This window comes from Thiohalomonas denitrificans, from assembly GCF_016841685.1.
GTDB classification, from domain to species: domain Bacteria; phylum Pseudomonadota; class Gammaproteobacteria; order Thiohalomonadales; family Thiohalomonadaceae; genus Thiohalomonas; species Thiohalomonas denitrificans_A.
The window spans coordinates 1-6,738 of the sequence record NZ_JAENYR010000125.1; the positions used below are offsets into that span (position 1 = coordinate 1).

The following is a 6,738-nucleotide window of genomic DNA, read 5'->3' on the forward strand; positions in this document are numbered from 1 at the left end:
GAGTGGTGAGTGGTGAGTGGTGAGTGGTGAGTGGTGAGTGGTGAGTGGCGAGTGGCGAGTGGCGAGTGGCGAGGAACGAAGGGTTAGAGGCGCGAAGGGCAGTTGACGGGAGGTCGTTGCGAACTCCGCGGCCCCGAATCAGTGACAAACATTCAGCTGTCATTGCGAGCCGTACCCCCTGCTGCGCAGGCCCAAATCAAAGACGAACATTTAGCCGTCATTGCGAGCCGTACCCCCTGCTGCGCAGACCCGAATCAGTGACGAACCTTTAGCCGTCATTGCGAGGAGCCTCAGCGACGCGGCAATCTAGAGTTTTGGGAGCAGGAGATTACTTCGTCGCCGGGGCTCGGCTTTGGCATCCTGCGTCGCTCTACCACCTACATCCATGTAGGCGTCCTCGTAATGACAGCGGGGGCAAGTTCATCAGGAGCCCCACCCGCCGCCACTGTTAATGGGCCAGTAGTGAGTCGTTTTAAATTTCCATTAACAACAGCCTAGGAGCCTGTCCGCGAATAGCGACCGTCACGAGGGCAAGACGGATTGAGTCAGATTTTTCGGTCATGTAAGGCAAATACGACTGCATGGACGCAGTCGTTAGAGCGATGCATGCCGCCATGGATGGCGGCGGTAGAGAATGTCTGGAACCTATTATCGAGGAGCCAAAGCCGAGTGGTTCTATTTAACGAAAATGAGCGGGAAATCTGGCCAATCAGGCTTGGCCGCACGACTCCATGGATGGAGGAGTTAGAGCGAAGCAGGATGCCCGAGCCGACGAGTGCAGGGAAGCACTTGGTAGAGCGAAGCAGGATGCCCGAGCCGACGAGTGCAGGGAAGTACTTGGTAGAGCGAAGCAGGATGCTCGAGCCGACGAGTGCAGGGAAGCACTAGAGCGAAGCAGGATGCCCGAGCCGAGTAGGTCAGCCTATTCTCGGACAGGCTAATAGGAGCCTGTCCGAGAACATCGTTTTTTGTAGGTTGGGGTGAGTTATGCGAACCCCAACTGATTTTGTTGGGCTTCGTTCCTCAGCGCCAACCTACAATTGGAGCCCTTGCTATTCTCGGACCGGCTCCTAGAGTGGTCCATGCGCCATTTCTAGAGCCGGGCGGCGATGCTCCGCGCGAAGGCGGCAAAATCATCGAGGTGATGTCGGCAAATCGAGTGGACGATGGCCCAATCAATGGCCTCGTAGTTGTGAACGGCGATATTGCGAAAGCCGACGGCCTTTTTCATGCGAACCGCCAACGCCGGTTCGATCAAGCCCTCGTTGGCGAGTCGATCAAAGGTCTGTCCCATGGTTTGCGGGGGCAAGGTATCGAGGCCGGCAATCAAGTGGGCGCCTATATCGACGCAAACCTGCACGGCGCGAGACAGGTTCAATGTGACGATGTCCTGAATATCAGGATCGTTTTCCAGCTCAGCCACGGTTTCGGGGCATTTTTACAGCCCGATTGTTTCATTAATCCGCGTGATGATCGCGCAGGATATTGGCCGCACAAGGGATTTTTTCTGACGGAGTGCCGTATCAGGGAATACGGTCGACGGAAGAAAATCTCTTGTGCGGTCAAGAGACAAGCGAGGGCACGTGGATTCATGAAATGTTCGGGCTAATACGCTTCAGGCAACGCCGCAGAAATTCGAGCTTGGTCTCTATCAAATGCCGATCCATTTTCCCCTTCTCTCTCTCAAAATGCGATCGCGATAGGGAACGAAATCGGCCTCCGCATAGAGAGGACGCAGCAGCAGATTGGCGTATGCCTCATCATCACCAATCACCCGTTTGCCATAGGCGAGTACCTGTCCGAGCAGAGGCTCGCCTGCGGTTGCCAAATCGATGAGATCGATGGGGCGCCCAACGGTTTCGTTGCTGTTTTTCCGCCGCTTCCAGGGGGCCTTCGGCTGATACGGCCAGATCCAGATCGCTGTCCGGGCGGGCGCGCCCCTCGGCAACGGAACCGAACAATACCGCCTGGTGGATTCCGGGATGGCGGTTCAGTACGCTCCGGATCGGGTCGATGATGGAAGGCATAAAGTCGATTTCCGAAAAAGCGAAAAAAGGATCAGCGTCCTTTTGTCCCACACCGATGCCAAGCGCAAAGTAACATGGAAAGCTTATCACACAGCCCGGATCGGGAAGAGTGGCAGTTTCGGTGTTTCGGGGAATTCGCCCAAAGGGCCGGGAGCGTACTATGGGTCCCTTGCAAGGTAATTTCCGATGCCATAAAAAACCCGCCTCGCAGGCGGGTTTTTTGGTGTTGGCTGGGGGACAAGGATTCGAACCTTGATTGGCGGAGTCAGAGTCCGCTGTCCTGCCGTTAGACGATCCCCCAAATAAAGATGCGAGCGCGAAGATACGAGATGCTAAGGATGGTTTCAACCTTTCAGCCTGGAGCGAAGTTTCGCTATCAGACCCCCCAGCATGCGACTCAGCTCTCTGGTTTCCTCTACCGAGGCGAGTGCAAATCGCTTTTCGACCAGGCCCGCTTCGATCCCTACAAAAAGCTGCGTTCGAACTTCTCCGCACGAGCCTTTTGCTATTCTGAGGAACTGGATGTATTCCCTCAGGGAGCCTCGCTCATACCCTTCCGCGATATTGGAGGGTACTGATAGAGCCGCTCGCGTGATCTGGTCACGGAAACCCCAGTCACGACTCCCATAGAGGTTTTGATAGATACGAACCGAAAGTCTGCAACTTCTTTTCCAGACTTCCAGGTCTTCGAAGGCGTCCATGCCTTTCCTCGTATCTCGCCTCTTATCCCTCGTACCTGACGAGAAGCGCGCTAGCGCTTGGAGTACTGCGGGCGCTTGCGGGCTTTATGCAGGCCGACTTTCTTGCGTTCGACTTCGCGGGCGTCGCGGGTCAGGAAGCCGCGTTTGCGGAGCGAACCGCGCAGGGATTCGTCGTAGTTCAGCAGCGCGCGGGAGATGGCGTGGCGAATAGCGCCGGCCTGTCCGCTACCGCCGCCGCCGCGAACGGTGACGTTGACATCGAATTTCTCGAGCAGGTCGACCTCTTCGAGCGGCTGACGCACAATCATGCGAGCGGTTTCGCGACCGAAGTACTCATCGAGCCCCCGGCGATTGACGGTGATATTGCCGCTGCCCGGCACCAGGAAGGCGCGAGCGTTCGAGGTCTTGCGACGCCCGGTGCTGATTTGATTCTGTTTTTCTGCCATGGCTCTGACTTCTTTCCGTACTCTTTAGAGTTCCAGCGCCTTCGGCTGCTGGGCGGTGTGCTTGTGCTCAGGTCCGGCGTAAACCTTCAGCTTGCTGAACATGGCGCGGCCAAGCGGGTTCTTCGGCAACATGCCCTTGACCGCACGCTGAATGATCCGCTCCGGAGCCTTCACGACCAGCTTTTCGAAGTTGATCGACTTGAGGCCACCCGGATAGCCGGTGTGATGATGATACATCTTATCTGCGGTCTTGTTGCCGGTCACGCGTACCTTTTCGGCATTGACAACCACAATGTAGTCGCCTGTATCCACGTGTGGTGTATATACCGGCTTATGCTTGCCACGCAGGCGCTTCGCGATTTCGCTCGCAAGCCGACCCAGCGTTTTACCGTCGGCGTCGACCACATACCAATCGCGCTCCACGGTCTGCGGCTTTGCACTAAACGTCTTCATCCCAAATGCTCCAGCAAAAATCGAGACGGTCCCGAAAAAAGAAGCGGAATCCTACATGAACGAAGGCCGCGCTTCAAGCGCGGCCCTGAAAATAAAAAAGGCGCGGCTCAAGGGGGAGTATGCCGCGCCGAACATTCCACCAAAGGAGGAGGATGGAGGAGTCTTGCGATTGGCCGTGAGCCAATCAGTTGGCGCTAATATAGCGATATGCTGATGTTGAGTCAACTCGAGATCACCGTTTTGCAGCCCTGGCATCGGCGCCAAAACCCTCTTTTTGCCCCACCGCGCCGGACCAGCGATTCATGACCGTGTCCCGCAAACGATTGAGGCGACCATGAAAGAAGTGATCGGCATCGGCCATCCAACGGTACTCCGGACGCGCCGGCTGATCGTGCACCCACTTTGAGACCTGCCGGGGTTCGGTGATGTCGTCCCGACCGCCCTGCACCACCATCCAGGGCACGTCCACCTTCGGCACCTCCGAGAAGTCGAACATGTTCACCGGGGGGGCTACCAGCAGGAGGCGCTCGGCACCGGCCTGATGGTGGCCGCGGATGGCCACGTAGGCCCCGAAGGAGAATCCCGCCAGCCATAACGGTGCCCGGGGATGGCGCTCCCGGAAATAGCGGACGACCGCGAGCATATCCTCGGTCTCTCCGCGTCCGTGGTCGAAACGACCCGCACTCTTGCCCACACCACGGAAATTGAAGGTGACGCTGAGCAATCCCATATCGTTGAAGGTTTCCGACAGGATGTGCACCACCTTGTTTTTCATACTTCCGCCATAAAGCGGGTGGGGGTGGCAGATCACCGCGATGGGTCGGGAATCCTCGTAACAGTCGGGGCAGGAGGTCAGTACCTCGAGGGGTCCGGCCGGGCCGTCAATGAGCAGCTCTTCGCCGGAACAGACATCCTCTTCCATGCCGTCATAGAGATGGCGCTCCTGGAGTTCCGAAAAGTAAAAGTCGTCCGCCATAGTATCCCGCGCCGAAAACCCGGCGTCGCTCCTGATTTTTTGATTATCGTTCATTCGAGGCGTATCAATGGGGTTTTCAGGCCAAGGCCTGTCTTCCGACAGGCGGCTAGATCCTCAGCCGCTCGACCGGCTGGCCGCCGACCAGGTGTTGGTCGATGATCGCATCGATATCCTCCCGGTCCACATAGGTGTACCAGACCTCTTCGGGATAGACGACGATCACCGGCCCCTGGCTGCAGCGGTCCAGACAACCGGCCGTATTGATGCGAATTCCGCCCTTCCCGGACAGCCCCAGCGCCTTCACCCGCTGTTTTGCATAGTCGCGCAGCTTCTGTGCCCCGAATTCGGCACAGCAGCCACCCTCTTCGCGGCGGTTGGTACAGAAGAAAACGTGGTGTTTGTAATAGCCCGAATATTTCATAGAGTCACACCGATCTCGCTTGTCTCTTTGATCCCAGGGAATATTTCCTCAGTCGGTCATAGTCTCGGCTCGGGCATCCTGCTTCGCCCTAACCGGTCCGTCCATAGACCTGACCGATACGCCGCTCCTTCGAAAATTTCCTTGTGAAACCAATATGCTGCGCGATATCGGCACGAAATCATGAAATCTTCGGGCAGGACCGATCCGACCCCACTGCACGTAACACGACGAATCCGTTAAAATCCGGCGATTCTACCACACGCCATTCGGCATCCCGCCCGGCCGCAACCGTTCACGGATACTTTGGACCCGAAATCCACAATCGAAGAACTCGCCGACCGCTGCGTGCTCTGCGGCCTGTGTCTGCCGCACTGCCCCACCTATGGGGCCAGTCACCGGGAGGCCGAGTCGCCGCGCGGGCGGATTTCGCTGATCCTCGCCCTGGCCCGGGGCCAACTGGAGCCCGATGCGACGCTCGCCCGCCACCTGAACAGCTGTCTGGCGTGCCGGGCCTGCGAAGCCATGTGCCCGTCCGAGGTAGACTACGGGCGTCTTATCGTTGCGGGGCGGGCGCTGCTGCGGGAACAGAGTCGGGGCGGCGAGCGTCCCCGTGCCATGCTGCTGGCCAAAGACAACCTGACCGGCCGCACGCTCCGAGCGGCGATGCGGGCGTATCAGGCCAGCGGCCTGAAGCCGATTGCCAACCGCCTGCTGGGCAACGGCGCTCTAGGTCGCCTCAATCGCCTCGTACCGGATGCCGGGCAGGATGGGCCGCTCCCCGAATTCAGCCCGGCCCTCGGCACTGAGCGTGGCCGGGTGGTCCTGTTCGCCGGGTGTACCGGAAGGGTGCTGGAACCCGACACCCTGGGTGCAGCCCTGCGGCTCTTGAACCGGGTCGGCTACGCTGTGTATCTACCGAAGGCAGCAATGTGCTGCGGGGCGCTGGAGCTACACGCGGGAGAGGTGGCCGGAGCCGAAGGGGCGATGCGACGGAGCGCGGAATTGCTGGCGGCGTACGAAGCCGACGCGGTCATCGGTATCGCCAGCGGCTGCACCGGCGTGCTGAGCGAGATGGAGAGCTGGCTTGGCCCCGAGGCGAAGCTCCTCACGGGGCGGGTCCATGAAATCACGGCGTTTCTGGCCGAGCAGGACCTCGGGGAGCTGCGGGCGGCTCTTCCGGAGGGGCAGATCGCTGTTCATGAACCGTGCAGTCAGCGCAATGTGCTGCATGGCGGCGGTAGCACGCTGCGCTTCCTGGAGCGCCTCGGCATTCCCGCCAGCCCCCTGCCGGGCAATGACCAGTGCTGCGGTGCGGCAGGTGAATACATGCTCACCCACCCGGAGAGCGCCGATGCGCTGCGGCGGCCCAAGGTGGAGAGCTTGCGGGAACAGGGGATCCGCTATCTGGTAAGCGCCAATGTGGGCTGCGCCCTGCACATCGCCGCGGGCGCCCGCGGGGAAAACCTGACGACCGAGGTATTGCACCCGGTGGTGTTGGCCGAGCGCCTGCTGGCAGAGGCCGAGCGGGGGGAAATCTAGGCCGCGAGGTGTACGGAGACAGCGGCCTCTCTTCCGGCAGGAAAGCCGCCACAGGCGATGATATCCGACGAAATCGCCGCGAGGGCGGCCCTCCTACCGGTGCTGTGCCTCCGCTGTCCTGGTAGGAGGGCCGCCCCCGGCGCGATGCCCTTCTGACGGAAATCGCCGCGGGGGC

The 6,738-nt window shown here is 59.6% G+C and carries 7 protein-coding genes, 1 tRNA gene and 1 pseudogene; 1 reads left to right on the forward strand and 8 read right to left on the reverse strand.

The window, feature by feature from the left end; genetic code table 11:
* Positions 1–1,093 precede the first annotated feature (1,093 nt).
* The 8 genes and pseudogenes from hepT to Q7L05_RS16615 all read right to left on the reverse strand — a co-directional run bounded on the left by hepT (position 1,094) and on the right by Q7L05_RS16615 (position 5,024).
* Positions 1,094–1,423, reverse strand: a complete 330-nt coding sequence (gene hepT, locus Q7L05_RS16580) for a type VII toxin-antitoxin system HepT family RNase toxin (protein ID WP_303909298.1) — start codon at positions 1,421–1,423, stop codon at positions 1,094–1,096.
* 228 nt (positions 1,424–1,651) lie between these two features.
* A pseudogene (gene mntA, locus Q7L05_RS16585) lies at positions 1,652–2,027 on the reverse strand (type VII toxin-antitoxin system MntA family adenylyltransferase antitoxin).
* Positions 2,028–2,254: 227 nt separating this feature from the next.
* Positions 2,255–2,328 (reverse strand) — tRNA-Gln (locus Q7L05_RS16590).
* A gap of 43 nt (positions 2,329–2,371) precedes the next feature.
* Positions 2,372–2,728, reverse strand: coding sequence for a four helix bundle protein (locus Q7L05_RS16595; protein WP_303909300.1), 357 nt, complete (start codon positions 2,726–2,728; stop codon positions 2,372–2,374).
* Between the two features lie 50 nt (positions 2,729–2,778).
* Positions 2,779–3,174: a 30S ribosomal protein S9 gene (rpsI, locus tag Q7L05_RS16600; RefSeq protein ID WP_303909302.1), complete on the reverse strand. Its 396-nt coding sequence runs from the start codon at positions 3,172–3,174 to the stop codon at positions 2,779–2,781.
* Positions 3,175–3,198: 24 nt separating this feature from the next.
* On the reverse strand, positions 3,199–3,627 hold the full coding sequence (rplM, locus tag Q7L05_RS16605) for a 50S ribosomal protein L13 (protein WP_303909303.1): 429 nt from the start codon (positions 3,625–3,627) through the stop codon (positions 3,199–3,201).
* Positions 3,628–3,859: 232 nt separating this feature from the next.
* A complete protein-coding gene (locus Q7L05_RS16610) occupies positions 3,860–4,657 on the reverse strand; it encodes an alpha/beta hydrolase (RefSeq protein WP_303909305.1) in 798 nt (265 codons plus the stop codon).
* 52 nt (positions 4,658–4,709) lie between these two features.
* Positions 4,710–5,024, reverse strand: a complete 315-nt coding sequence (locus tag Q7L05_RS16615; protein ID WP_303909307.1) for a (2Fe-2S) ferredoxin domain-containing protein — start codon at positions 5,022–5,024, stop codon at positions 4,710–4,712.
* Between the two features lie 303 nt (positions 5,025–5,327).
* Between Q7L05_RS16615 and Q7L05_RS16620 the strand changes: the two genes are divergently transcribed.
* Entirely contained in the window at positions 5,328–6,563 is a 1,236-nt protein-coding gene (locus Q7L05_RS16620) for a (Fe-S)-binding protein (protein ID WP_303909310.1), read from the forward strand.
* Positions 6,564–6,738: the final 175 nt, after the last annotated feature.

What these genes read in the sequence shown, in the direction of transcription:
- Q7L05_RS16610 (WP_303909305.1), bottom strand. Translation starts at nt 4,657, where the DNA reads ATGAACGATAATCAAAAAATCAGGAGCGACGCCGGGTTTTCGGCGCGG.
- rplM (WP_303909303.1), bottom strand. Translation starts at nt 3,627, where the DNA reads ATGAAGACGTTTAGTGCAAAGCCGCAGACCGTGGAGCGCGATTGGTAT.
- rpsI (WP_303909302.1), bottom strand. Translation starts at nt 3,174, where the DNA reads ATGGCAGAAAAACAGAATCAAATCAGCACCGGGCGTCGCAAGACCTCG.
- Q7L05_RS16595 (WP_303909300.1), bottom strand. Translation starts at nt 2,728, where the DNA reads ATGGACGCCTTCGAAGACCTGGAAGTCTGGAAAAGAAGTTGCAGACTT.
- Q7L05_RS16615 (WP_303909307.1), bottom strand. Translation starts at nt 5,024, where the DNA reads ATGAAATATTCGGGCTATTACAAACACCACGTTTTCTTCTGTACCAAC.